This window comes from Phyllobacterium sp. LjRoot231 (assembly GCF_964253365.1).
GTDB lineage: Bacteria > Pseudomonadota > Alphaproteobacteria > Rhizobiales > Rhizobiaceae > Phyllobacterium.
This window is the reverse complement of sequence record NZ_CAXUQT020000001.1, coordinates 3,847,585-3,872,989: the sequence shown is the minus strand read 5'-3', so window position 1 is coordinate 3,872,989 and position 25,405 is coordinate 3,847,585. Positions and strand designations below refer to the sequence as shown.

The window sequence follows — 25,405 nt, the reverse complement described above, 5'->3', positions numbered from 1 at the left end:
ATCATCACAAACATCGTTTCTGCGTCTGCTCTGGCAGGAGGGTCGCTGGCCAGCCATCGTCTGGCTCGGCGGGATGATCGCTGCTGCATACTGGATTTATTCGGGAATGCCGATGATCTGCCATTAACATTCACTTAGGAGGGGAAATCATGAGGACCACAAACAGGCAAAAACTCGTCGTCGTTGCGCTGTTTTGCGCCGCAGTCTCAAATGCCCAGGCCCAGGACGCCAACGGTGGCGGCAAGATACCAGCGCAGGTCATGACGCCTGATAGCGTCGAGAGCAGCATTGGCACGTTGAAATACAAGGATGGCGCACCGAGCGATGAGACGGTGGCGAAAGCCTACGACTATCTCGACCTGATGCACGGTGTCGAGGCGTTCGTGAATGCCTATCAGGGCGCTTCGGTGGCGGCCATCTTCAAGGGGTTGGAGGATGCGGGCGTCCCCAACAACACAGCCCTGATCTTCTCCGAACTGATGGATGCGAAATCCCTGTTCCTGACGGCCAATGCGGACACAATCTATTTCTGGGTCAATCTCGACGTCACCAAGGGACCGATCGTGGTCGAGACACCGCCGCTTTCGCTCGGCGTGGTCGATGACATGTGGTTCCAGTGGATCACAGATTTTGGCCTTCCCGGTCCCGACCGCGGCGAGGGAGGCAGGTACCTGTTTGTGCCGCCCGACTACAAGGGCGAGTTGCCTGAAAGCGGCTACTTCGTCCAGAAAATGCGCACCACCCGCGCGACGCTGCTCGGGCGGTCTTTCCTCGAGAAGGATGACCCCAAGCCCGTTGTCGCGCAGATCAAGAAGACCCTCAAGGTTTACCCGTACCTCCCCGGCGGCTATGGCACCAGCATCGGCTCCGCGTTGCAGGGTAAGGGGACGTTGGCGCGCACGCCTGACCACAAGCTGGACTGGGCCTTTCTGCGGCCCGAGGAGCCCGTTACGTTTGCCGAAGGCAGCGGTAAGGTCATGAACACCATACCGCCAAGTGATTTCAGCTACTTCGAGTTGCTCAACGACGTGGTGCAGAAAGAGCCTGTCGGCGCGCTCGACCCGGAGATCATGGGGTCGCTCGCCGCCATTGGTATCGTCAAGGGCAAGCCGTTCAATCCCGATGCGCGGATGAAAAAGATCCTGACCGATGCGGCCGCGATCGGAAATGCTGCGGCGCGCACCCTGAACTTCAAGTGGCGTCCTTCGGACGGTGGTTACTACTACCCAAACTCCACTTGGTTCAACCCGCTCTTCCTCGGTGGCTACAACATGGAGACGCCGCCACCTGAGGTCAGCCCCGACGGAACTATCACGTTGAACCCGCCAACGGGTGCGCGCACCCTCAACGTCCGCACTATCATGTTTTTTGGCTACACATTCATTACTCCCGCGATGATCATGCGGCTGACCGACATCGGCTCACAGTACCTCATTCAAACCGTGGATACCAAAGGTGACTATTTTGACGGCAGCAAGACCTACAAGGTTAGCCTGCCTGCGAACATTCCTGCGGGGAAATTCTGGTCCTTCACCGTTTACGACAACCAGACGCGCTCGATGCTCGATACACCACAACGCTATCCTCGGGCTGGCAGCCAGAGCTACCCGTCACCTGCCGCCGTCGCGGCGGCCAACGGGTCGACAACCGTGTATTTCGGTCCTAGCAAACCGGAAGGAATTGGTGACGGCAACTGGATACAGACCGATCCAGATAAGGGCTGGTTCACGGTCCTCCGGCTCTACAGCCCGCTCGAACCGTTCTTCACGAAGGAATGGCGACCGAGCGAGATAGAACTAGTTCAATAAATCCGGCAGCATTGGCCATAGGGCGGCACGCGATCCGAGGACGAGAGCTATGGGATCGCGCCGCTCCATCCCTTTACTCGGCCGCTCTTCCGAAGCGATGGTAAAATCCTTTCCGTTTTGGTCGCCGACGATCTTAAGAAGCGCTTGGTGGTAGTTAATGCCTCGGTGCACACACCCATGAGTTTCGCGGATGCGTTGTCGGGTAAAGAGGACACCTAAAGACGAATGAAATGGCTCTTCGAGGTGGCCCCTTTTCACCAACCCAAGGCACCCTGCCGATGAAGCCGGGGTAGCTGCCGGGCCTAAGGGAGGGCACTCTCAGCTCTAGCGCATGAGGCCCGCAATCGGGAAATTCACCCGACGCTTTTTCTCATTCCTCGGTTCTCGCCACCTCGTTTCTGTTCTTCCGGCGGCATACCGCGCCAGTGCTCGTACTCCATGTAGTGGGCCGTCTCGTCGGCCTGTGCCGCGCCGAGCAGCTTGCCAACCACGTACAGCGACATGTCGATGCCTGCCGAGACCCCCGCCGAGGTGACGATCCGACCGTTATCGACCCACCGCTCGCCGGGACGCTGCACCGTGTTCGGCGCGACCGCCTTTAGCTCCTCAAACGCCGTGTGATAGGTCGTCGCCGCCAGCCCGTCGAGCAGCCCCGCCTTGCCCAGCACCAGCGCGCCAGTGCAGACCGACAGCGTCAGGTCGGTCATGCCGTCGACCTTCTTGATCCAATCAAGCACTGCCTGATTGTCAATGATCGTCCGCGTGCCGCGTCCGCCGGGGACCAGCACAATGTCGGGCTCCGGGCAGTCGTAAATAGAATAGCGGGGGTTGACGCTCAGGCCATTGCGCGCCGACACCGGCTCAGACTTCTCGGCGACGGTGTAGACGAAAAACGGCGGATCAGGATCATGCTGGCGCGTAGTGGCAAAGACCTCATACGGCCCGGCGAAATCGAGGATTTCGACGTCATCGAAGATCAGAATAGCGACATTACGGCTCATGCGACCCTTTCTCGGCGTTACGGCTAGGCCAGATCGCCGGTCATGGTGAGCAGCAAAAACAGGTGCCCGGCGCGTCTAATGCTGCGTGGCGCGACAGCAGGCTACGGCATCCAGATCAGATCGACGGCAGAGCCGATGAGGCCCCACAACGGCCCCACCACCCCGCCTGCCGATGAAGCCGGGGGGTCAGCCGACCCAGCGGAGAGTAACTCACATCCGGTTGCAAATTGAGCTATGGAGTGACGAGGCCAGCAGTTGGCTGTGGGATCGTCTGCGCGAGGAGGTCCTGCGTTCGTGGGGCGCCATCTAGTGTAAAAGCATGCCCGTCCGTAAGAACACTAGCGTCAGCCCTCTCCGTGCTATAAATGGACTATCGACGTTCGACCTTGACGCTGTCCTAAGGCCGATCGCCATTTTCAGCATGCCTAGGAAGTATGTGCCGCACATGGGATCAAGCCACCCGCCTGCATCCGTTGTGAATTGACCCGCGAGGAGGGGATCAGCATGTCAGAACGTCTCGACTTAAGCCCGCTGCAACTTGGCGAAACGGCGCCCAATTTCGTGCTCGACGCGATTACCCGCGACGGCAAGATCGCCATCGACGATTTCCGAGGCGAGAAACCAGTGCTGGTCGGACTGTATAGAGGCTTGCATTGCCCATTTTGCAGGCGCCATATCGCCACACTTTCGCTACTCACCTCAGCCCTCAATGCGAAGGGCGTCGAAAGCCTGACGGTGGTCAACACACCTGTCGAGCGGGCGCGCCTTTATCTCCGGTACCATCCGATGCTAGGCCTAGTCGCGGCATCCGATCCCGAGCGGACTTCACACCGCGCCTTTGGACTGCCGAACATGCAGTTCACCGAGGACGAGAGTGCATGGCCGCAAAAGGTTTCGATGAGCGATGCGAAGTCAATGCGGGTCGACTTGCCGGGCGAAATGTCGGAGCCGATGGACCCGTTTGCGGCGCTCGAGTATCTGAACAAGAAAGACGGCTACGATATCACTGAAGCGGATCAGCAGATGATGGCGACCGGCATGGGGCAGCTCGTCGGCCAGTTCCTGCTGGATCGCGACGGCGTCGTTCGCTGGACTTCCACTGAGGTACTCGATGGCGGCCTATTCGGCGCCCCGAACACTCAGGAGCTGATGTCGGCAGCGTCGCAAATCGGAAAGTAAGGCGCAGCTTCGGTAGTCGGGCTAGGCGCATGGATTACGCGAAGTTGGCGGGCCGTCGCCTGATAGGGGCCCCACACCCTCCTCCGCCCGCCGCCTTCGGACAAAGCCGGGGCGGGATGACCGGGGCCATTCCCCGGTCCTCGTGTTATGACCGCTCGCTTTTGTTGTCGTCTGTCCTGAGCCGACGGGCCCGCTCCAGCGCCGCCTGAATTATGTTTCCGTCATCGTCTGAGCGGACTGAACCGGCCTCCGTCACGGGAACTGCTGCGGTGCTTGGGACAGCCTTGGACGGCTGAAGCGGCAGCTCCGGCGAAGCAAGCCTTGCCATCCTATCGAGCGTGTTCTTGACCTGCATGGCCGTCCAGGTGCCTCCGCGTGGGGTTTCGATGCCCTGCTTGTCCAGTTCGACGGCAATCGCCCGCAGCGTCATCCCAAAATCCCGCATTGGCTGGATAATTCCAACTACGCGCCGGGCGTCAGCGTCGGCATTTTCTTTCAGCGCGGCAATTCGCTTGTCGAGGCTACCAGCTCGGTAGCCGCCTAGCTTGACACCACGCGCTTTTGCGGCTGCCAGTGCGGCCTTCGTGCGCTTCGAGATGAACTCACGCTCCTGCTCGGCCAGTGCGCCGTAAATGTGTAGCTGGAACTTGTCGGCATGCGGCATCGACGCCACCCTCAGCTTGACCTTCTTGTCATCCATGATCGAGGCAATCAGCGACATCTTCCGGCTCAGTCTGTCGAGTTTTGCTCGTCCGGGGCCCCACATCGGCCCCACCACCCCGCCTGCCGATGAAGCCGGGTGGGGGCAGCCACGACGAAGCCGTGAGGCACCAAAGAGCACAGAGGACACAGAGGAATTTTTCATACAACCCCATAGAGGATGCTCTATAGCCCTCCTATAGGATAGTGTTCTGTTCTGTGCTCTGTGGTTATGCTCTGTGGTCATTCCTCAGGCCTGTGCCAATCGATCCTGCCCTTCCAGTTCATTTTCCCTCGCTTCCAGCTCAATTGTTCCAATATGCTGGCAATGCGGCGCTGATCGGCGGTTCCAATACGTTGCGTCTCGATGTAGAGCGCGTTGCGCGCGACATCGAAAATCGTCGTCGTTAAGTGCTCTGTGAGGTAGTCAGCAACGGGTTCGTGCCAGGCGTCGGCCTCAAAGCGCGCATCTTGCTCGGCCTTGACGTGTTCTTTCTCGAACTTCTGATCTGGCCACCATGCGCTGCCTGCGTGGTAAAGTTGAACGGCTTCGGCAAATAGTTGGTCCCGATCCCGCTGCAGTGATGCAGTATCGATCTTGCCGGTTGTTACCGGCCAGAACCGTCTGCCGCCGCTCGCGTCCTTGAGGTAAAGGCTCTCATTGGTCGTGCCGATGAAGCAGCACTGGCGCGGCTGGATGATTTCCCGGCGTCCATAGCTAGGCCGGTAGCGCTCTTCCTGACGTGTCAGAAAGGCCTTGAGCGTGCTCGTCTCGGCTTTCGACATGGCAGAAAGTTCGCTGATCTCGATCAACCATTTTCCGGCAAGATGCTGCGAAACATCCTTGTTCTGTGAGATGTCCGGCAAATTGTCGCTGTACCAATCACCGGCAAGAATGGCGCAGGCCTGCGATTTCTTCGAGCCCTGAGCGCCTTCCAGCACAACCATGTGATCGACCTTGCAGCCGGGCTGCATGACCCGCGCTACCATCGAGATCAAGAACATTTCACCAATTTGCTCGGTGTAGTCATTGCGTTCTGCAACGCCGAAATAGTCGACGAGCATGGACGACAGCCTGCGCTCGCCGTCCCAAGCGAGATTTTCGAGATAGTCGCGCACCGGATGGTAAGCGTTGTCCCTTGCCACGATGTCGACCGCCTGAAAGGTGGGGTCCCTCCCCAATTTGCCGAGGCCATTGCGCTGCAGAAAAATCTGGATAACGCCGACGTCCGTATCAGTGAGCGGGCGCATCGGAAATGCGTCCTCGCCCGGCAGCGCCTTCAGCATCGGAAGCTGCATCATTTCGTCGTAGGCGAGTATCCCGGCGAGTTCGTCGGCCTCGCGCAGCGCGGTTACGGCATTGGCGAGTACAGGCAGCAGCGCTCCGCCGCTACCGATGACACAACGTTCGTGCCAATCCGGCACAGCCGCGGCCTCGCGCCACTTCAAGACGCTACTGCGGTTCATAGCGGCGGCCAAAAGTTGCGCATTTCGCGTGCCAGCTCGGCAGCATCGAAAAATTGGCTGGCGCTCAGGCCATAACGACGGCGACAGACATCAAGCGCTTCCATGGTTTTCAGGTTACTATGGTGGCGCAGCCAAAGCGCCGCACTGTGGACGCGGAACTCGGCGTGCGGATCGGCCACACGAGCTCTTATTTTGTTTGGCATTCGTGACCTCCCTTCCTGAGAGAGGCCGTGCGGAGGCTTTGCGCGGGAGGTCGAGAATGTGCTATAAGTCAACCACTTCAGAGTGACCTGCAATTTCCCGACCCGTCGTGCGGTGCCATCCGCCCGGCGGGTTTGATTTTACCAGCGGCTGCCGATCGGATGGCTCGGCGCAAACTGCTGCTTGAGCTCGGTTCGCTCTGCGGGATTTGAAACGGGCGGACCGAGATCGGTTGGCAGGTCTGTTAGCCACTGCTCCGCATCGACCTTTCGAATGACCGTCTTCCTGCCGATTTTCCGGAATGGCAGCCGACCAGACTGAAGCTCGCGGTAGAGAGTTGTCAGTCCGATGTTGAGGTAAATGCAGGTCTCCTTGGTCGACAGCGCGGCCCGTTTGTCGATGCCCGGCCACCCTTTCTGCTCATGCTCTTGCATGGCCATCCCTCCTTCTCGATGAACACGAAAACTCAGGTAAGGTGGCACGATTTAACGGTGTTGGCATGGGGACAAGGACATCGAATTATTCCAGCTTGTCCCCTCGAAGCTATTCAAGCCGTTGCATGGCCTTATGAATTTGCTCCCCGGTCACAGCTCCGAGGCCGAGGAACCTTGCGACAATCGCAATAAACAATGGCCCGGGGCCCCACCGTTCCAGCGCACATTGCTCCAGCCTCATCTCGAATGGACGGCGGGGGTAGCAGGTGCGATATAATTCGGGCAGCGTCTTGCTGATCATCTGCGTCCTGATCGTGCCGGATGTTATCGAGCCCCCACTCTCGAACAGACCGCCTTCCGGTAAAAGTACAAGGCCAGCGTCGGCGCGGATGATGGCGTAGGCTTCCTCTGCCTGCGCCATCCATCCGGAAACGGAAATTCCGGATGATAGTCGTCTCGACGCGAGCCGCGATTTGGCGGGCTCAGTCTTGGGGTCGTTGGCAAACCGGGAAAGGATGTCGAGGCTACTAATGAGGCCGGTTAACTGCTTGGCGACAAGTCCGCCATAAACAAGATGCGCGTGTTCGACGGCGATTTCGAGCTGCAGTCGCTGCAGCTTGCTTACCAAGCTTTGAAATTGCTTTCCCTCGAGCGGTGGCAAGGCGTACCAGCGGGTCAGGCACCAAGAAATGAGCCTCACATATTCGACGGTCCCACGGCGATTGGTGGGCCGCGACTGCGTTAGCGGTTTCCGGGATGTCATCGCGCTGCACCTCGCGCCGCACCGTGGGAAGGGGCGCAGGGAAAACCGGCGGTGCAATGCCAGTTTGTCGGATGCCTCCTATCCCTGCGCTACGATATTGGCTCCAAGGCGTCGAGACGTCCAGCCTGTTCGATCAATTTACATGAAGCCTCAAGATCGGCGCATCGACGAGGCGGAGGCCTTGCCCTTTCCACTACTCATGCCGCGACACCCGTTACTTTATGGCGAAAAGTAACGCCGTTATTTGCTGACTTTAATCGATAAAGTAAGCAGGTTGGGTGGTCACGAAATGCGGGTTTCGTGACCACGTTCAATGTCCACCTTTATCGTCGGTAAACGTGGACAGCCAACGCCGGGAAGAGCCTCGCAAGGTGTACAGTTTACGCTAATAAACTCTGCACTTGACCGCAGGCCGGAAAGAACTGCAGCTGGCCCGTGGTCTCCTGCAGCCGCCTGGCAATTTTCTTGCGCTGTTCGAGCACCACCCGGAAATCGGAAAAGTCGAGAGTTGCCAGAAATTTGTTGATGTCGGTAAAGCCGAGCGACTGCTAGCGGCCCTCCTCGAGCATCCATTCCAGTTCGGCACAGGCCCGCTCGAAACTATAGCCTGACAGGTCCCGTGGTCGACCCATCTCAGCCTCCGTTGGGTTGCTCACTTTAAGGGTATAAAGTGAGCGGGTTTGGATGATAACTTTTCGCCCTGAAGTTATCAGGTTAGGTGTCCACTTTATGGCGTAAAGTGGACAGGTTAGGTGATGACGAAATGGGGATTTCGTGACCATCTAAGGATGGCATGAGGTGATAACGAAATACCCATTTTGTTATCAACCAACGCCATCACGACCGGTGCCCCCTCTTTCCGAACCGCAGCACGTTGGCCTTGCCGCCCTCGACGAAGTCGGCCCACGCGACCATGAGCTTGCGGCGCTTCTCGAGGGCATCGGAACGTCGGTAAGCTCGTTCGGTCTCGTCGCCAACTCGATGCGCCAGAGCATGCTCGGCAAGCTCGCGCGGGAAAGCGGTCGCGTCGCCAACCCAATCACGAAAACTCGAACGGAGACCATGGACCGTGGTCGCGTCCTTCGCCTTGAGCCGACGCAACAGCATCTCCATCGACGAGGCCGACAGCGGACGATCCTTGCGTTGGCCGAAAAACACAAAGGCGTTTTTGCGCTCCTCTGCCAACTGCTCGAGGATGGCGGCGGCTCGTGGCGACAGTGGCACTTCATGTTTCGTTCCCGCCTTCATGCGAGAAGCGGGAACAGTCCAAATGGCGCGTTCAAGGTCGATCTCGTCCCAGCGGGCCCCCAGCACCTCGCCCGATCGGCCTGCGGTCAGGATCAGGAGCTCCAGCGCGCGCGCAGCCATGGCGTCCGAGCCGCGCAGCCGGGCAACGAAGGCGGGGACGTCTGCATAGGGCATCGCCTTGTGATGACAGCGCCGCTTCAGCTTCTCCGGTTTTGGCAAGGCTGCATCAAGATGACCGCGCCACTGCGCCGGGTTTTCCCCCGAGCGCCAGCCCTTGGCCTTGCAGAATGCCAAAATTCGCTCAACCCTTCCACGTAAGCGGCTGGCGGTTTCGGACTTCGTCTGCCATATCGGGCGCAGCGTTTTCAACACGTCTTCCGTCCCTATCTCCGACACCATGAGGGGCCGCAGATGGCTGCAATAGGCATCGCCCAGCGTCATATCCCACTGCGCCCGATGCTTCTCGTTGCGCCACGCCGTCTTGTTGTCGGCAAGAAACATTTCGACCGCCTGCGCGAAATTCGGTTCGGCCTCCTTGTGCTTTTCGGTCAGCGGGCTGCGGCCCTCGGACAAGGCATCGCGCGCGGCACCCGCAAGCTTTCTCGCCTTGGCAAGGGATGTGCCGGGATATCCGCCAAGGCCCATAGCGGTCCGTCGCTTGCCGATCTTGAACAGGAACAACCACGCTCGCGAGCCCGAGGGCGTCACCTCGAGCCAGAGACCGCCGCCGTCACCGTGCCGCCCCGGCCCCGCCGCCTTGACCTCGACATCCGACAATTTGTGAATTGGCCTCGCCATCTCCCTGCACCTTTCCCTGCACCTTTATTGTCGGTTGATAGCACATGTCGGTGAAAGCTGACAGATGGAAATGGAGAGTAATGCCAATAAAATCAAGGAGATTGGCATACACTGGCGAACGCCAGCGGAGGCCGAAGAACGATGGGTACAGCGGTCTTCCTCTCCGCCATTTCATCGATATTTGTTATTTAAAAACAAAGCATTATCTGTTCCTGCTAATTTATCGCTGTTCAATGCGTTTGAGCACCGATTCGAGAGCAAGTGTCAGAGCCCTTGTTCCACCATTTTCCTTAAACTCGGCAAAGACCTGTTCATTTAAGCCGCCCTTTGTCGAAAAATCAGAAGCCATTGCCTCAAACGATTGTTCCTTTGATGCGTCCGTTGCGTGGGACAGGCCAGCAAAGAGCCGTTTTAAAAAGATACTCGCCTGATCATAGGGCATCCCTTCGGCCTCTAGCCAACGAGCGCTTGCTTCCAACAAACCGAAATATGTGGCCATCAGCGCACTCGCCGCGCTAAAAAGGTCATACTGCTTGAGGTCTTGTGCCTGCACGGAAGTCCCGAGCGAAGAAAACAAGTCCGCAATCTGATCATTGGGAGGATAGATCGCCGTCGCTCCTCGCAGCTCAGCGACGAATGGAAGGGGAATTGTCCTGGTAATAGTTACGGGAACGCCGATCCAGCCGGCAAGCGCCTCGATCGGGACAGCGGCAATGAAACTTACCACCTGCTGGTCCTGGCGTAATCTGAGTTCTTTCACCACTTCCTCGGCAATTTGCGGCCTTACCGCAAGAAACACGATGTCGGCGCTGTCCACGACATCCTGGTTGTCACTCCCCACGCGCACGATCGGCGACATTTCTGCCAATCGCGCCGCAATGTGCTGACTGCGAGGGGATACGACAATAGCCTCGATATCGGACCTTGATTTTACCAGGCCCGTGATGACCGCCTCGGTGATGACACCCGTTCCTACAAAACCTAGTCTCATTGTTCCCCGCAAAGTTTGACGTGTTCGTCCATCATAACTCAATTACGTCGCCGAGCCACGCAAGTGTATCGCAACTGTGTATCCACTCAAGAAATCAGCTTGCAACCGGTCGAATATCGGCGTTTCCTGTACGCGTAATGCAAGCCTCGATGGTTCAACCCGTCAGGCGCAGCCAAGTCCGAGCTGGGGGGGGACTCAATGAAGATTTCCGGATTTGTTGGAAACGCGCCGATGGTACTTGCGGTGCTGATGATGGTGACTGGCCCGATGATATCGTCTGCAGACGCTGCACGGCGTACGGTCGCTGGCTGCGGCCCGCGCGGTTGTGCCGCCGTCTCGACATATCGCAGGGGTGCCGTTGTTCGCCCGCCGGTGCGGCGCGGTGTCGTTGTCGTCAATCCGCGCCGCTACTGGCGGCCAGGCGGAGCGATTGCGGCAGGCGCAGCGATCGGCTTCGTTGCGGGTGCCACAGCGGTCGCCATTGCAGGATCGCCGCCCCGTTCCGGCTATTGCTGGTATTATACCAACAGCAGCAGGACGACCGGGTTCTGGGACGTTTGCCCGGGGTGACTATCTCTCCTGACCTGTTGCTCTAATTCGCTGGGCCCTTGTTGCCTGACGCAAAGCCGGTCCATGTCGAGCCGATGTTCAGCCATGTGTTCTTCGGCTGCAGCGTCTTGAAACCCACGCTTCCCGGCGCCAGTGCCGCCCCCCGGTCGAAGACGTTCTTGTAGAGGATCGTGTTGTATTTGCGTGAACTGTACAGAGACGGTGCAGTAAAGTTTCCACTATAGGTCCACATCAGGTGAAAGGCATCGATGAAGCCGAACTTGAGATTGGTGAACCGGTTCCCTTCAAAGACGGTGCCATTGTAGTCCGCACCATTATATCCCCAGGATTCATATTCGACGCCGATATGCGCGAGCCTGGTGAAGGTGTTCTTGCGGTAGATATTGCCGAGACCGCCCCAGACACCCGCAACACCTGAATCGGTGAAGGTCGTGCCGACATAAAGCCCGCTATTGCTGTCACTGACCGTGTTGTTGGAATATTGCAGGAAATACGGGCTCAAGCCGTTGGCCGAGCTCAAGGCGACAGTCATCATGCCATGGCGCATCTGCGAGATGCGGTTTTGATCGACAACCGCATCATAGACATTCCCGTAGAGCAGGACGGCGGTGGAGTCGGAATCATGCTTGAAATAGCTTGGGCGGCCCTGGAAAACGTTGTTGTAGATCGCGACCTGCGAAGCCGCAGCAGCAAGGGCGAACCGGGTTGAGCTATCCGGGATGACATTCCATGCTTTATCAAGAGTCGCCGTGTTCTCGCTCACCGAGACGATGTGGCGGCGCTGTCCTGCACCTGTGCCACCGACGATAACCAGATCCTGGCCTCCGGCCTTGTCTGAGGCTGACAATGACGAGAACGTAACCGTGTTGGCGGTGGCTGCCTTGAGACCGTCTTTCAGATCGCTGCCGACCATCTCAAAACAAATCTGTTCACCCTTGTTGCAGTCCACCTTCGAACAGTCGTGGGGTGCAGCCTGATGCGAGACATTGTCTCCCCAATACATGTTCGTCATGCTGCCGTGATGACCTTGCGCAACAAAAAATCGGCCGATGCCGTGTCCGTCGTCGCGATTCTCGTCGGCATTGGCGAGGTCATTCCCAACCATGGAAAACTCACGCCCGCCCCAAAGCGCGACAACCGACTCGCCATATCCGGTTATACGAAACCGGTTGTTGCTCATGAAAATCTGCCGGCTGCTACCGTAGAAGGAGCCGTTCTCGATCAGTTCGGAGCTATCGATAAAAAGCCCCGATGCGTCGTGTGCCTCCATGGCCGGTGTGCCCCAAGCCTTGAGCCGCATGGATTGCAGCCGCAGGTTTGAGACCGATGGTATCCACAGCAGGGGCGACTCTATATTGCCGTTGGCGTTGAGCGTCAGTTTTTCGAATTGCGCATTGCGGTTCGCATCGACAACCATGCTGCCGGGAGTCTTTTTCTCGAGCCTGATCTCGGTGGCATCCATACCGTCGCCCAGCCAGCGCACATTATCCGGCGCTCTGAGCACCGAATTGATGACATAGGTTCCGGCCGGAAAATGGACCGTCGCCGGAGCGGCGCTTGCCGCCGCCGTCAACGCCGCCTCGATAGCGGCTGTATCGTCGGCCGCACCATCACCTTTGGCGCCGAAGCTTTTCACGTCGAGCGTTTGCCGGTCCTGCCCGGCCCATGGGGATTGGTCCGCAATGCCTAACGCCAAGGGGCCACTCCAGCCGAAACGGCCGCCATGGCCGTTGTGGACCCAGACTTCATAGGATCCGGCTGCGAGGTCAGGGACCTTGAAATCCACCTTGAATGGATTGACCGCAACCGGGATCACATAACGGCCGGCACCGTTGGCGGGTTTGATATAGATGAACGATTCCGATGTGCCGTTGGACTTTGCGAGATTGCGCCCATAGACCGAGATCGGCGCGCCGGGCACGGCATTGTCGGGCCCGAGCCACCAGCCTTCCGTGCGGTTGATGGCGAAAGCCTTGCCGCCCACCGCATCGCGTTTCGGCTGGACCAGGTACATCGACCAGGCGGGGAGGGATTCTGGCAGCAGGACTGTCGCCGCGGTATCATCGGCGCGCAATGGCTGGATCGAGATCACCGATCCTTCCTGTCCGGATGGCGCCTGCGAAAAGACATCGAAGCTGGTCGTTCCGTCCAGATTCGCGCCTGTCATCGAAACGACTTCATCGCGGTCCGCTGTTTTTGAAATCTCGGCGATAGCAGGAGCGGAGGCGCTGGTGGTGAAGGCTGGGGGATTGAAGGCGTCTGCGCCCTGGGGTAATTCTGGCTCAGGGCTCGGAACTGGAAAGCCGAAATCACTTGGTTGGGCATTGTCGTCGGCGCTTGCCTGTTGCAGCAGCAGTGCCGTTCCTACCCAAGCTGCCACAATCAGCACGAGACATTTCGTAAATCGGCTCATGCCCTACCTTGAATGACGGCGTTGATGGAAGCTCTTTGAAATCAGACGAGCCCGATACGTTTCGCACCCTGCCTGAAGACAGCCTCGGTGTCAGGCGCAAACTGGAACGTAGCAAGAAAATCGTCAGCGCAATACTGCGGAAGTGTCTTGCGGATGGCAGAAGCAAAAGCCCGGCCCTCGTCGAGCCGTCCTGCGAGTGCAAGGCAATGAGCGGCTATCGCCAGAATGATGGCGTGGGCGTTGGGCCGTGCCGCTGCCTTCAACGCCCATTCTGCAGCTTCCTCGAATTGACCGAGACGAACATGGGCCATCGCGCGCGCACCCAGCATGCCGAACAACAGCGGATCGACCGGGCTCAAATGACGTGAATGATCGGACGATCCGATTGCCGCTGTCGGATCGCCCGACTGCGACTGGACGAACGACAGCGCGTAGTGCCCAAGCGCGAAGTTCGGACTGAGTTCCACCGCTCTTTCCAGTTCACCGAGCGACTCGTCCTGGCGATGCCGCAGCCACAGGGCCCGGCCCATGGCCCAATGTGCAGCGGGGTTATTGTCATCGACAATCAGGCTCTGGCCGGCCGTATCGTATGCCCGGTCGCTCTCCTTTGCATAGTCACCCCATCTTTGAAAAGCGTTCTGCCAATGGGTGAACGACAGACCCGCATGGGCTCTGGCAAAGGTCGGATCAAGCCTCACCGCCATCCCGAAAAAGTGCTGGGCAAGCTCGTTTTCCTGCCGCGTAAATCGGTACATGTGCCAAAGGCCGCGGTGATAGGCCTCCCAGGCATTCAACGAACTCGGCGTCTTGAGGATCGCCCGGTTACGCTCAACCATCTCGATCTCGCTTGAGATCGACGAGACGATCCTGTTGCCGATCTCGTCGAGAACCAGAAACGTATCGTCCAGTTTGTGGTCGAAAACCTCGGCCCAGATGATCCGCGCAGTGCGCACCTCGACCAGTTCTACCCGCACGAGAATGCGGTTTCCCAGATACCGCACGGCGCCGCTGGCGACGTAGTCCACATTCAGTCTCCGGCCGGCATCCTCGGGACCGATGTTCCGCTCTGCGAGGGCAAAAACCGAACCGCGCGCGATCACGAAAAAGCTTTTCAGCCTGGCGAGGCGGGTGATGATGTCATGGGTAAGGCCGTCCGCCAGCCCACCCCTCGCGTTGTCAGCCTCATGGAGAAACGGCATCACCGCCAGCGAGGCGTGCCGGGCTGCAACGGGGCCAGTTTCGGCAGCAACCAGTTCCACGCGCGGCGCAGCGGGAAGGTGGATCAGTCCGGCAAATGGCAGGGCGCTTGGCCTTGTGTTTTTGATCGCCAGCCACGCCTCACGTACGGGGCCGAAGTCGAGCCCCTCCGATTCGAACAGCCGGGCTGCCGCAGCAAGGTGTTTCTCGCATTCACCAAGCTGACCGCGCCTCGCCAGCGTGGTCAGCAAAGCCAGATGCGCCCGCGCGTCAAATGGCACGAGTTCGACCCACTTTTCCAGATAGGGAAAAATCTCGTCCGAATCTGCCGGCAGGCTTCTGACCAGATGTTCAAGCACAGCAGCGTGACAGGACCGGAGACGGCGTCTTTGGGCGATCAGCCAATTGTTGAAATGCGGGCTGCGATCGATCTCGAGCCCATCGAGAAAATCACCCGCGAACAGTCTGGAAAGCTCCTGCAGCCGCGGCAGATCGAGCGTTTCTATTCCTTCTTCCGCGGCGGAGGCGATGTGAATGGCATCGACGAAACAGCCGTCAAGATCGAGCCTGATCGCGTCATCGGACGTTTCAATTCTTTGACGGCCCGGTTCGTTGAGAACACCTCGTAGCTTGCTGAGACACCAGCGAAGTTCGCCCCGCGGATCGTTGGGCACGTCCCACAGCAGATCGCAGAGGCGGCTGCGTCCGACCGCATGCGGCGCAAGCGCCAGATAGGCGAAAAGAGCGCGCACCTTGCGTGACGCGGGAAGTTCCAGCATGATCCCGTTCTGGACGATTGTCAGGGGACCGAGCATCCGCACGGAAATGCCGGCAGCATGGCCAGTCAGCTCTACCAAAGCAGATTCCACGTGCGTTTCCACGCTTGTTCCCACGATCCCCCCACATTTTTCTTCTATCATGGAAATCGAAAAGTTGCATCCCGCGCCGGACTTGCTGGGTTCGGCTGACCAACCATAAGGGAGAAATATCGTGACAACACAAGCGACAATCAGAACGACTGCCGGGCGGGGCCGTCTCTTCGACAGCATTCTCGACACGGTCGGGGATACGCCGGTAATCAGGATCAACAATCTCGCTCCCGATCACGCCAAGATCTATGTGAAGGCCGAATTCTTCAATCCGGCTTCGTCGGTGAAAGACCGGCTGGCGCTCAACATCATCGAAGAGGCCGAGCGCAATGGCACTCTGAAGCCGGGGCAGACCGTCGTCGAGGCGACCAGCGGCAATACCGGGATCGGCCTTGCCATGGTCTGCGCGCAGAAGGGCTATCCGCTGGTCGTGACCATGGCTGACAGCTTCTCCATCGAACGCCGCAAGCTCATGCGTATGCTGGGAGCCAAGGTCGTGTTGACGCCCCGCGCGCAAAAAGGGTTTGGCATGTACCGGAAAGCCGTGGAACTCGCCGAGATGAACGGCTGGTTCCTTGCGCGCCAGTTCGAGACCGAGGCCAATGCCGACATCCATGAGGCAACCACGGCGCGCGAGATCATCAATGATTTTGCCGGCTCGCGGCTCGATTATTTCGTGACCGGCTATGGAACGGGCGGCACGGTCGCTGGCGTTGGCCGTGTGTTGCGGCGGGAGCGGCCGGAGACGCGGATCGTTCTTAGTGAGCCCGCCAATGCGCAACTGCTTGGCAGCGGCCAGGTGCAAGAGCGTGTCGCAGGAGGAGCGCCCGCTGCCAGCCATCCGGCCTTCGAACCACATCCCATCCAGGGCTGGACGCCCGATTTCATTCCGAACGTGCTGCAGGAAGCGATCGACGACAAGCTTTATGACCAGGTCATACCGATGGCCGGAGCGGATAGCATCAAGTGGGCGCGGGCGCTTGCGCAAAAGGAGGGTATTTTCACCGGCATCTCCGGTGGCGCGACCTTTGCTGTGGCGCATCGCATCGCCGAAACAGCGGCCGCTGACTCGGTGATCCTGTGCATGCTCCCCGATACGGGCGAACGCTATATGACAACGCCGCTCTTCGAAGGGATCGAAGCCGAAATGGATGAAGAGGAGACGGCGCTTTCGCGCTCGACGCCCGGCTTCCAGTTCGCTGCGGAATGACCGGAGGTTCGAAATGGACACATCGCCCAAGTCTGTGGGGATGAACGCCGAAGAAACGCTCGATCCGGAAGACTGGGCGGGCGTCCAGGCGCTGTCGCACCAGGTCATCGATGATGCAGTCGGTTACCTGCGCAATGTTCGCGAGCGCCCGGTCTGGCAAGACATGCCGGATCAGGTCAAGGCTTTCTTCGACGCCCCTTTGCCGCAATCGGCTGCGCCGCTAGCCGATGTTTATCGCGAGGTGGCCGACACGGTGATGTCCTATCCAATGGGCAACATCCACCCGCGGTTCTGGTCGTGGTACATGGGGTCGAGCAACTTCACCGGCGCGCTCGGAGATTTCCTGGCGGCAATCCAGGGCTCGAACCTTGGCGGCGGCAATCATGCGGCCGCGCTTATGGATCAACAGGTCGTCAACTGGTGCAAGGAGATGCTGGGCTTTCCAGCCTCGGCCAGCGGCACGCTGGTCAGCGGCGGCTCGATGGCCAATATCATTGGCCTGACCGTGGCGCGGAACGCCAAGGCTGGCATCGACGTACGCGAACACGGCGTTGCTGCGATCGAAAAGCCTCTGCGCTTCTATGGGTCGGATCAACTTCACAGCTGTCACCGCAAGGCCATGGAGGCGCTTGGGCTGGGAAACCGGGCGCTCAGGCGTATCGGGACCGACGCGGAGTTGCGGATCGACCTTTCCGCATTGCGGTCAGCAATCGCTGAGGATCGCGCCGCGGGCTTCCGGCCTGCCTGCGTGATCGGGACTGCCGGAACCGTCAACACCGGCGCGATTGACGACCTGCAAGGTCTCGCGACACTGGCGGCGGAGGAGGGCCTCTGGTTCCATGTGGATGGCTGCATCGGCGCGCTCATCGCCATCGCCCCGGAGAATGCCTGGCGCGTTGCCGGTATCGAGCGTGCGGATTCCGTCGCGCTCGATCCGCATAAATGGCTGCATGCTCCTTTTGAAGTCGGCTGTGCCCTGGTCCGCGACGCCGCGGCGCATCGCGAGACATTCGCGGTAACGCCGGAATTTCTGGAGATGACATCGCGCGGCCTTGCATCGGCCAATTGGCTGCACGAATACGGGCTGCAAACCTCACGCGGATTCCGCGCGCTAAAGGTCTGGATGGCGTTGAAAGAACAGGGCGTCCTGAAATTCGGCCGTCTCATCGACCAGAATATAGGGCAGGGGCACTATCTCAATAGTCTGGTCGAAGCCGAGCCGCTTCTGGAACTGGTTGCGGTAACCAACATCAACATCGTCTGCTTTCGCTATCACCCGGAGGGATTTGATGGCGAACGGCTAAAGGCACTCAACACCGAGATCATGCTGAGATTGCAGGAAGAAGGCACTGCCTCTATCTCGGACACGACCGTCCATGGCGAACATTGCCTGCGCGTTGCAGTCAACAACCATCGAACCCAGCGGGAAGATCTCGACCTTCTGATCCGCGAGACCTTGCGCCTCGGCGGCGAGATCGCCAGCAGAAGCGAGAGCACTTCATAATTTCGTGGAAAACACCCCCACCCGCAGCTTCGCTGCGATCTCCCCCATCCAGGGGGAGGTGGGGCGCTCGTGCCTGGCCGCCTCTTCACCCTCCCCTTGATGGGGAGGGTCGGACCAAAGGTCCGGGGTGGGGTGGCAGAGCTGCTTCCGCCAAAACCCGAATTTCTCTAGAGCAAGTTACGAAGGGCAGGCGGCCCCGGTTGCGACCCAGGCCTTGATCAGTTCGCCGAATGCTTCCTGCGTTCCGGGAACCGGCTCTCTGCCATCGCCCGGGTGCCAGCCCCAGCCAACGAGATCGTCATGCGCCATATGCTCGACGATTTCATCCAGGGATCTGCCGCCGTTGCGCTGCGGGTCCTTGATCTGGTTGCAGATGGCGCCGAGAGACTTGCCCTCCCAGGCCATTTCGATCGGCGCCAGATGCCAGTTAGGATTGCCCGGAATGCTCTTGATCGTCTCGGCTTGCCCGACGATTTTCACATTCTCGGCCCCGTGGCAGGTGTTGCACTGCATTCCGGGCATGCCCATGCCGCCTTCGCCGCGCGAGACCGGCGGCTGGTGCGGATGCATGGAAATATCCTGCAGCGGCCTGTCACTTGCCGGATGGCAATTGACGCAGCGCGGATGCTCGATGACCTTGCCGGCCTCCTCGAAAAGCGCAACGGAACGCTGTTTCTCGTCAGCGATCGATTGGAACGACGATGCGGGCTTCCGCTGGCACGGGCTTGTCCTGTGCGAACGAGATATTCGCGACGGCAAGTGCACCATTGACGGCAAGGCAGACTGCCACCGAGATGTAGGCGATATTTCGTTTCATCCTGCGCGCCCTCAAGCCGATAGTGCGTTGACGATCGGCAACTGCCGGACGGGATTATTGGTCAGTCGCCGCCAGGCGTTGGCAACTGCTGGACCGACCGGGGGCACACCCGGTTCGCCGACACCGGTCGGTTTTTCGGTCGACGGGATGATCGCGACTTCGACTGCCGGCATCTCGTTGATGCGCAATGACCGGTAATCGTGGAAGTTGGATTGGACGATCTTGCCGCCATCTCCAAGTGTGATTGCATCGAACAGGATCGCGCCGAGACCGTAGCCGATACCGCCCTCCATCTGCGCCGTGATGACGTTGGGATTGATCGGGATGCCACAATCGACGGCACACCATACCTTGTGCACGCGGGGCGCGCCGTCTTCACCGAGCGAAATCTCGACGATCTGCGCGACATAAGTGCCGAAGCTCTTGACGACGGCCACGCCGCGCTCGCGTCCGTCGGGCAGTGGCGAACCCCAATTGGCCATCTCGGCGACCTTCTTGAGCGTTCCCACATGCCGCGGCTCTTTGCTTAGCAGCGCCAGTCTGCCCTCGACTGGATCCTTGCCGACCTTCTGCAGCAGTTCATCGACGAAGGTCTCGACCGCGAAGCCCGTATGCGTATGGCCGACCGAGCGCCACCAGAGCGGCGGCACCTCCAGTTTGGTATTGTGCGCAATGACGCGCAGGTTCGGGATCGTGTATGGCAGGTCCGAGGCGCCCTCGACGGATGTATCGTCGAGGTCGGCCTTGCCCATGATCGACTGGCCGACGATCGTCTGGTCCCAGCCAACGATCTGGCCATTGCCATCCATCGCGCCGCGCATCTTATGCACATACATCGGCCGGTAGTATCCGCCCCGGATGTCATCTTCGCGCGTCCACATGTGCTTGACCGGACGCGTACCGTCGGTAGCGCCGAAAACCGCAGCGGCTTCCTGCATATAAGGCGAGCCGAACTGCGCCTTTCGGCCAAAGCTGCCGCCGGTGATCTGCGTGTTTATCCGGACTTTCGCAGGATCGAGGTTCAGTATCTTTGCGGCGGTGTTCTTGTCCATGCCGGGAAATTGCGCGCCGGTATAGACATCAAGCGACCCATCGGCGGCCTTGATGAACACCGCGTCGAGCGGCTCCATGGGCGCATGCGCAAGGAACGGAAAAGCGATCGTGGCTTCGAGCGACTGCACACCCTGTCCGCTGAATGCCTTGTCGACATCGCCGTTGTGCGTTGCCTGGATGCCTTTTTCGGCAAACATCTTGGTGTAGTCCGCCGTCAGCTGGTCACTCGACCGGGTTTCCGCCTTGGAGAGGTCCCATTCGACCTTCAAGGCGGCGCGGCCCTTCAATGCGGCAAAGGTGTTGTCGGCATAGACAGCGACGCCCTGTGGCACCTGCTTGACATCGACGACGCCTGGCACCTTGCGCGCCTCGCTGTCGTCAAAGGATTTGACCGTCGCACCGAAATGCGCGGGGTGCTCGACGACTGCGTAAAGCATGTCGTCGGCGGTCACATCCAGCGTAAAAACCGCCGTCCCGTTGGTCTTGCTCAACGTGTCGAGCTTCGGAAGCTCCTGCCCGATAAGCACGAAATCTTTTGGATCCTTCAGCTTGGGTTCCGCGGGTGGGGTTTGCATCGCGGCCTTGGCAGCCAGCGCGCCGAAGCCGCTTTCCTTGCCGGAAGCGGCGTGCTTGATCCGGCCTTTCGAGACCGTGATCTCGCTTGCCGGAACATTCCATTCGGCGGCAGCAGCCGATACCAGCATGGCCCGGGCTGTTGCGCCTGCCTTGCGAAGCTGCTCGTAGGAATTGGCAATGGACGTCGAGCCGCCTGTGCCCTGCAAGCCAAACATGAGGTTGGCGTAGACCTTGTCATCCGCTGGCGAGTGCACCGCCCGCATCTGGCTCCAGTCCGCATCGAGTTCTTCAGCGACGATGGTCGATAGCCCGGTGAATGGGCCCTGGCCGAATTCGATATGCTTCGACAGCACCGTGACCGTGTCATCGGCGCCGATCTTGACGAAGGCGTTCATCTGCGAAAGCGTCTCCGCGCCTCCCGCCTGGACACCTTCCATTGCCTGTGCGGAAAACACTCTTGGCGCGAGCGTGAAGCCGATGACGAGCCCGGCACCTGCGAGGAAGGACCGGCGTGTGCTTTTAATCGTGTGGATGGTCATGGCTCAGCCCTCCATCGTGTCGGCGGCGTTGTGTATGGCCTGCCGGATACGGTGATAGGTGGCGCATCGACAGATATTGCCTGCCATGGCGCCGTCGATATCATCATCGGTGGGCTTCGGCGTCGTTTGGAGAAGCGCCACCGCGGACATGATCTGTCCGGATTGACAGTACCCGCATTGCGGCACGTCGATCGCAACCCAGGCTTTGTGGATGGCGTCGGCTTCCTTGCCTTCGATGCCTTCGATTGTCACAATCTCCGAGCCGTCGACAGTTGAAATCGGCGTGATGCAGCTGCGGCGCGTCGTGCCGTCCATGTGGACCGTGCAGGCGCCGCACTGGGCAATGCCGCAACCATATTTCGTGCCGGTGAGCTTCTCGAAGTCGCGGATGACCCAGAGCAAGGGGGTGTCCGGATCCCCGTCGAAAGTCCGTTCTTGTCCATTGAGTTTGAAGGTGATCATGTTCGTGTCCCGCATCTGGCTGTGCACGTGGGGCGTGCTGGCTTGAGTTGGTCTGTCCTGACGTGTCCAGGCTGAGCCGAACATGGTAGCCGTCCGGCCCATGGTCAAGACACGTTTCTGCTATCAGGAGGACGTACCTTGCCAGCTCGAAATAATTTTCGGAGGGCTGTCGGGTGCTCTGGCTGTTGTTCGTCTTAACTGCATTGGCTCACATAAGTTCCAAAGTTCCGAGGAGACGAACATGAAAATTCTATCAGGCCTTTTTGCACTCGCAGCAGTTGCATTGACTCTGACGACAACAGCGCACGCCGCTACAACGAACCCAACGAAAAGCGGGTACGTGGAAGCCGGTGGCGTCAACTATTACTATGAAATCCACGGGGAGGGGGCGGGCAAGCCGTTGCTTCTGCTGCATGGGGGGCTTGGCTCCACCAGCATGTTCCAGCCGATCATGCCTCGCCTCGTCAAGGGGCGGCAGGTTATCGCCGTCGACCTGCAGGGCCATGGCCGCACGGAGCTTGGCAACCGTCCGATGAGCCTTGAAGCGATGGGCGATGACATGGCGACAATCCTGAAGTCGCTCGGTTACGACAAGGCCGACGTCCTTGGTTATTCGTTCGGCGGCGGTGTGGCGTTCCGGCTGGCCGTCCAGCACCCGGAGGTCGTCGATCGTCTTGCGCTGGTTTCGGCAGGCTATGCCCAGGACGGGTTCTATCCGGAAATGATCAAGATGCAGGCGATGATGAACCCGGGCATGGCGGAAATGATGAAGGACACACCCATGTACAAAGGCTACATGGCTGTCGCTCCCAAGCCCGAGGACTTCCCCCGGCTCATCGGCGCAATGGGCGATTTCATGCGCAAGCCCTACGATTATTCCGCCGACGTCGCCAAGCTGAAAATGCCGGTGATGCTGGTATTTGCCGACAGCGACATGTACCGGCCCGAACATGAGATAAAGTTCTATCAGATGCTCGGCGGTGGCCTCAGGGACGCTGGCTGGATGCGGGAGACCATGTCGCAGAACCGTCTCGCCATCATCCCGAACCGCACGCACTACGACATTTTCTTCGCGCCGGAGCTGGGCGACACCGTCATGCCGTTTTTGGACGGGCAGGACAAGGTCAAGACCTGGGACGATGTTGTGAACGCCGCTAACTAAGGCAAGGTTCGTGGCACTTGGCCGGGCAGTGATCGTAGTCGCTGTCCGGCCAATTTTTGGCCGGTACCTCTGCCTGGACTGCGCTTCCGCATAACCTTCCAAAGGCGTATGATGGCAAGCGGCGTGGTATTACACATCGCCTGCGTTTTGACGGGGGACAAGCGCATGACAGCGACAGACAAGGTGTTTGCGGGTCCAATCCCGGATATTTATGACCGGTTGATGGTCCCGCTGATCTTTGAACCATATGCGCGCGATCTTGCCGGGCGCGTTGCCGGGCTCAAGCCCCGAAACATTCTGGAGATCGCAGCCGGGACCGGTGTCCTGACGCGCGCCATGGCATCTCGGCTGGATGCGGAAACGCAGATTGTGGCGTCAGACCTCAATCAGCCGATGCTTGAACTTGCGAAGTCGAGACAGGGCGAAGACGGTCGAATCGTCTGGCAGCAGGCGGATGCGCTCGCACTTCCCTTCGAGCCGCAAATGTTCGACGTCGTGGCCTGCCAGTTCGGCGTGATGTTCTTTCCGGACAAGGTCCAGGGTTATAAGGAAGCCCACCGAGTCCTGAAGCCGGGAGGACACTACCTTTTCAATGTCTGGGACAAACTTGCGACGAATGACTTTTCCCAAGCGGTGACAACGGCGCTGGAAGGGTTGTTTCCGGACGATCCGCCTCGTTTTCTGGCAAGAACACCGTACGGCTATTGGGATCTGGAAGTGATCCGTGACGAACTGGCGGCCGCTGGCTTCCGGTCGATTGCGATCGAAACTGTGGACCAGACAAGCCGTGCCAATTCAGCCCGCGATGTCGCGACCGCCTTTTGCCAGGGAACACCGCTCAGAAACGAAATCGAGGCCCGGTCACCGTCTGGTCTGGAGGCCGCAACAGAGCGCGCGGCGGAAGCCTTGGCACAGCAATTCGGGAACGGTGTCATTGAAGGCGGGATCAGGGCACATGTCGTTACCGCTGTCCGGTAACAGGGGGCGGGCGACCGTCGCACTAGGACGTGAACCCATAAATCAGGATTGACCGAAATTGGTGGAAGGCCCTCGGTCTGCTTTCAGGGCGCAAGCTCGCAAAAGCGGACAACGGAACAAGGCAGCCCCTACGCGCGGCCTTGCGGAATTGGCCACCGCGCTATCACGACCTTTGATCGGACGCGGGCATTCGCGATCTGCGCCCAGCAATGAAAATAGTTCAAGACCGATGTCGATTTCCGGGAGGCTCATTCGTCGTTCACGATAGGAAGCCGAAGAAATTCGCCCAAGCAAGGAAACGGATGCGATGACAATCACTATCACAGCATTTGAACGATCGCCCGATGGCGGCAAGGGACTGGCGCGCGATACGCGCGTTCGCTGGGCGCTCGAAGAAGTGGGTCAGCCTTATGAGGTTCGTCTTGTTTCCTTCGCAGAGATGAAGGCGCCTGACCATCTGGCCATCCATCCCTTCGGCCAGATCCCCACCTATGAGGAAGGTTCTCTCTCGCTGTTCGAGACCGGCTCGATCGTCTTTCATCTTGCTGAGCAGCATGCGGGCCTGCTGCCGAAGGATCGCGATGATCGCGCCCGCGCGATCACGTGGATGTTTGCCGCACTTAACACCGTCGAGCCGCCCATCCTCGAATTAACGACGGCAAAAATATTCGAAGGTGACAAGTCTTGGAGCGAGGAGCGCTTGCCGTTGGTAAAGGACCGTGTTCGCGCTCGGCTGGACAAACTCTCGGCTCACTTAGGCGTCGCCGACTGGCTCGATGATGCGTTCAGCGCGGGCGATTTATTGATGGTATCAGTACTGCTGCGACTAAGAATGTCAGGCATTTTGGACGAATATCAAAACTTGGCTGCCTATGTAGCTCGCGGGGAAGCTCGGCCCGCTTATATCCGGGCTTTCGCCGCGCAATTTGCGATCAACGCCCCATCAACCAGCTGAAACATTAGCTCATAAAGCCGAGCCGACAGCACGTTTGAAGTCAGCATGCACGACAAGCTCGCGGCCAACTTCCTCGCTATGGTCCAACTCGCCTCAATCCGGCTGTGGCTGCGCGCTTATGAGTCTACGACCTAGATGGCCGCATTTCGAGGCACAATCGGTGCCCGGTGGCTTACCGTGCAACGACCGGCGAAACCTCGAAATTATGCCGTGTGGTTGCTATGGTCAGGACTGTTCCCCACAACACAAACAAGACGGCCGCCAGCAAAACGGCCATGATCAGGAAGTCCCGCAGTTCCAAAGGTTCAATGTCGCGATTCCGCATATCACTGGTCCCCGATTCGTTTTCGGGTATTGTGCGGAAACAGCCTATTTCCCTCAATAAACCGTCGCCTCGCTAAAATTAGTTAGTTGGGCGCGGTGACAGACCTGGCTTTTCAAATTGCCATTTCGCCGGCCAAACCGCTGGTCATTTATAAGATTTTGATATTTCCGGCCCAAACGTCCAATC

General features: G+C 59.2%; 23 protein-coding genes and 1 pseudogene. 9 read left to right on the top strand and 15 right to left on the bottom strand.

The window, feature by feature from the left end; translation table 11 throughout:
* The first annotated feature begins 149 nt into the window (after positions 1-149).
* A complete protein-coding gene (locus tag ACSQ3H_RS19335; protein ID WP_436118533.1) occupies positions 150-1,808 on the top strand; it encodes a DUF1254 domain-containing protein in 1,659 nt (552 codons plus the stop codon).
* A gap of 353 nt (positions 1,809-2,161) precedes the next feature.
* Here the strand turns inward: ACSQ3H_RS19335 and ACSQ3H_RS19330 are convergent, their stop codons facing one another.
* On the bottom strand, positions 2,162-2,809 hold the full coding sequence (locus tag ACSQ3H_RS19330; protein ID WP_436118532.1) for a DJ-1/PfpI family protein: 648 nt from the start codon (positions 2,807-2,809) through the stop codon (positions 2,162-2,164).
* Between the two features lie 504 nt (positions 2,810-3,313).
* Between ACSQ3H_RS19330 and ACSQ3H_RS19325 the strand changes: the two genes are divergently transcribed.
* Positions 3,314-3,988 (top strand): peroxiredoxin-like family protein, encoded by a 675-nt coding sequence (locus tag ACSQ3H_RS19325; RefSeq protein WP_436118531.1) that lies wholly within the window; start codon positions 3,314-3,316, stop codon positions 3,986-3,988.
* 145 nt (positions 3,989-4,133) lie between these two features.
* Here the strand turns inward: ACSQ3H_RS19325 and ACSQ3H_RS19320 are convergent, their stop codons facing one another.
* From ACSQ3H_RS19320 to ACSQ3H_RS19290, 7 genes are all read right to left on the bottom strand, one after another.
* Entirely contained in the window at positions 4,134-4,853 is a 720-nt protein-coding gene (locus tag ACSQ3H_RS19320; protein ID WP_436118530.1) for a recombinase family protein, read from the bottom strand.
* 77 nt (positions 4,854-4,930) lie between these two features.
* Positions 4,931-6,154 (bottom strand): VapE domain-containing protein, encoded by a 1,224-nt coding sequence (locus ACSQ3H_RS19315; protein WP_436118529.1) that lies wholly within the window; start codon positions 6,152-6,154, stop codon positions 4,931-4,933.
* The gene (locus tag ACSQ3H_RS19310) at positions 6,151-6,357 is read right to left on the bottom strand and encodes a hypothetical protein (protein ID WP_436118528.1); all 207 of its coding nucleotides are present in this window, start codon (positions 6,355-6,357) and stop codon (positions 6,151-6,153) included. Before ACSQ3H_RS19310 ends, ACSQ3H_RS19315 begins: the two co-directional genes overlap by 4 nt.
* Before the next feature lie 138 nt (positions 6,358-6,495).
* Positions 6,496-6,789: a helix-turn-helix domain-containing protein gene (locus ACSQ3H_RS19305; RefSeq protein ID WP_436118527.1), complete on the bottom strand. Its 294-nt coding sequence runs from the start codon at positions 6,787-6,789 to the stop codon at positions 6,496-6,498.
* Positions 6,790-6,898: 109 nt separating this feature from the next.
* On the bottom strand, positions 6,899-7,552 hold the full coding sequence (locus ACSQ3H_RS19300; RefSeq protein WP_436118526.1) for a hypothetical protein: 654 nt from the start codon (positions 7,550-7,552) through the stop codon (positions 6,899-6,901).
* Positions 7,553-8,389: 837 nt separating this feature from the next.
* The gene (locus ACSQ3H_RS19295; RefSeq protein WP_436118525.1) at positions 8,390-9,598 is read right to left on the bottom strand and encodes a tyrosine-type recombinase/integrase; all 1,209 of its coding nucleotides are present in this window, start codon (positions 9,596-9,598) and stop codon (positions 8,390-8,392) included.
* Between the two features lie 220 nt (positions 9,599-9,818).
* On the bottom strand, positions 9,819-10,589 hold the full coding sequence (locus ACSQ3H_RS19290) for a pyrroline-5-carboxylate reductase (protein ID WP_436119499.1): 771 nt from the start codon (positions 10,587-10,589) through the stop codon (positions 9,819-9,821).
* Positions 10,590-10,787: 198 nt separating this feature from the next.
* Here ACSQ3H_RS19290 and ACSQ3H_RS19285 point away from each other — a divergent pair, with 198 nt between their 5' ends.
* On the top strand, positions 10,788-11,159 hold the full coding sequence (locus ACSQ3H_RS19285; RefSeq protein WP_436118524.1) for a hypothetical protein: 372 nt from the start codon (positions 10,788-10,790) through the stop codon (positions 11,157-11,159).
* Between the two features lie 22 nt (positions 11,160-11,181).
* On the opposite strand, the gene ACSQ3H_RS19280 is transcribed toward ACSQ3H_RS19285, so the two are convergent.
* Positions 11,182-13,572 (bottom strand): glycosyl hydrolase family 28-related protein, encoded by a 2,391-nt coding sequence (locus tag ACSQ3H_RS19280; RefSeq protein WP_436118523.1) that lies wholly within the window; start codon positions 13,570-13,572, stop codon positions 11,182-11,184.
* A 41-nt stretch (positions 13,573-13,613) separates the two neighbouring features.
* Entirely contained in the window at positions 13,614-15,689 is a 2,076-nt protein-coding gene (locus ACSQ3H_RS19275; RefSeq protein WP_436118522.1) for a transcriptional regulator, read from the bottom strand.
* A 70-nt stretch (positions 15,690-15,759) separates the two neighbouring features.
* Here ACSQ3H_RS19275 and cysK point away from each other — a divergent pair, with 70 nt between their 5' ends.
* Positions 15,760-16,848 (top strand): cysteine synthase A, encoded by a 1,089-nt coding sequence (gene cysK / locus ACSQ3H_RS19270; RefSeq protein ID WP_436118521.1) that lies wholly within the window; start codon positions 15,760-15,762, stop codon positions 16,846-16,848.
* 13 nt (positions 16,849-16,861) lie between these two features.
* Positions 16,862-18,352, top strand: a complete 1,491-nt coding sequence (locus ACSQ3H_RS19265; RefSeq protein ID WP_436118520.1) for a pyridoxal phosphate-dependent decarboxylase family protein — start codon at positions 16,862-16,864, stop codon at positions 18,350-18,352.
* Between the two features lie 177 nt (positions 18,353-18,529).
* Here the strand turns inward: ACSQ3H_RS19265 and ACSQ3H_RS19260 are convergent, their stop codons facing one another.
* The 4 genes from ACSQ3H_RS19260 to ACSQ3H_RS19245 all read right to left on the bottom strand — a co-directional run bounded on the left by ACSQ3H_RS19260 (position 18,530) and on the right by ACSQ3H_RS19245 (position 21,799).
* Entirely contained in the window at positions 18,530-18,922 is a 393-nt protein-coding gene (locus ACSQ3H_RS19260) for a hypothetical protein (RefSeq protein WP_436118519.1), read from the bottom strand.
* A 109-nt stretch (positions 18,923-19,031) separates the two neighbouring features.
* Entirely contained in the window at positions 19,032-19,169 is a 138-nt protein-coding gene (locus tag ACSQ3H_RS19255; protein ID WP_436118518.1) for a hypothetical protein, read from the bottom strand.
* Positions 19,170-19,180: 11 nt separating this feature from the next.
* Positions 19,181-21,337, bottom strand: coding sequence for a molybdopterin cofactor-binding domain-containing protein (locus ACSQ3H_RS19250; protein ID WP_436118517.1), 2,157 nt, complete (start codon positions 21,335-21,337; stop codon positions 19,181-19,183).
* Positions 21,338-21,340: 3 nt separating this feature from the next.
* The gene (locus tag ACSQ3H_RS19245) at positions 21,341-21,799 is read right to left on the bottom strand and encodes a (2Fe-2S)-binding protein (protein WP_436118516.1); all 459 of its coding nucleotides are present in this window, start codon (positions 21,797-21,799) and stop codon (positions 21,341-21,343) included.
* A gap of 241 nt (positions 21,800-22,040) precedes the next feature.
* Between ACSQ3H_RS19245 and ACSQ3H_RS19240 the strand changes: the two genes are divergently transcribed.
* The 4 genes and pseudogenes from ACSQ3H_RS19240 to ACSQ3H_RS19225 all read left to right on the top strand — a co-directional run.
* Positions 22,041-22,961, top strand: coding sequence for an alpha/beta fold hydrolase (locus ACSQ3H_RS19240; protein ID WP_436118515.1), 921 nt, complete (start codon positions 22,041-22,043; stop codon positions 22,959-22,961).
* 165 nt (positions 22,962-23,126) lie between these two features.
* Complete coding sequence (locus ACSQ3H_RS19235) at positions 23,127-23,939, top strand: class I SAM-dependent methyltransferase (protein ID WP_436118514.1); 813 nt, start codon at positions 23,127-23,129, stop codon at positions 23,937-23,939.
* 307 nt (positions 23,940-24,246) lie between these two features.
* Positions 24,247-24,894, top strand: coding sequence for a glutathione S-transferase family protein (locus ACSQ3H_RS19230; RefSeq protein ID WP_436118513.1), 648 nt, complete (start codon positions 24,247-24,249; stop codon positions 24,892-24,894).
* Positions 24,895-24,942: 48 nt separating this feature from the next.
* Positions 24,943-25,029 (top strand): annotated as a pseudogene (locus tag ACSQ3H_RS19225) (IS5/IS1182 family transposase); the annotation flags it as partial.
* Between the two features lie 37 nt (positions 25,030-25,066).
* Here the strand turns inward: ACSQ3H_RS19225 and ACSQ3H_RS19220 are convergent.
* Complete coding sequence (locus ACSQ3H_RS19220) at positions 25,067-25,219, bottom strand: hypothetical protein (protein ID WP_436118512.1); 153 nt, start codon at positions 25,217-25,219, stop codon at positions 25,067-25,069.
* Positions 25,220-25,405 lie beyond the last annotated feature (186 nt).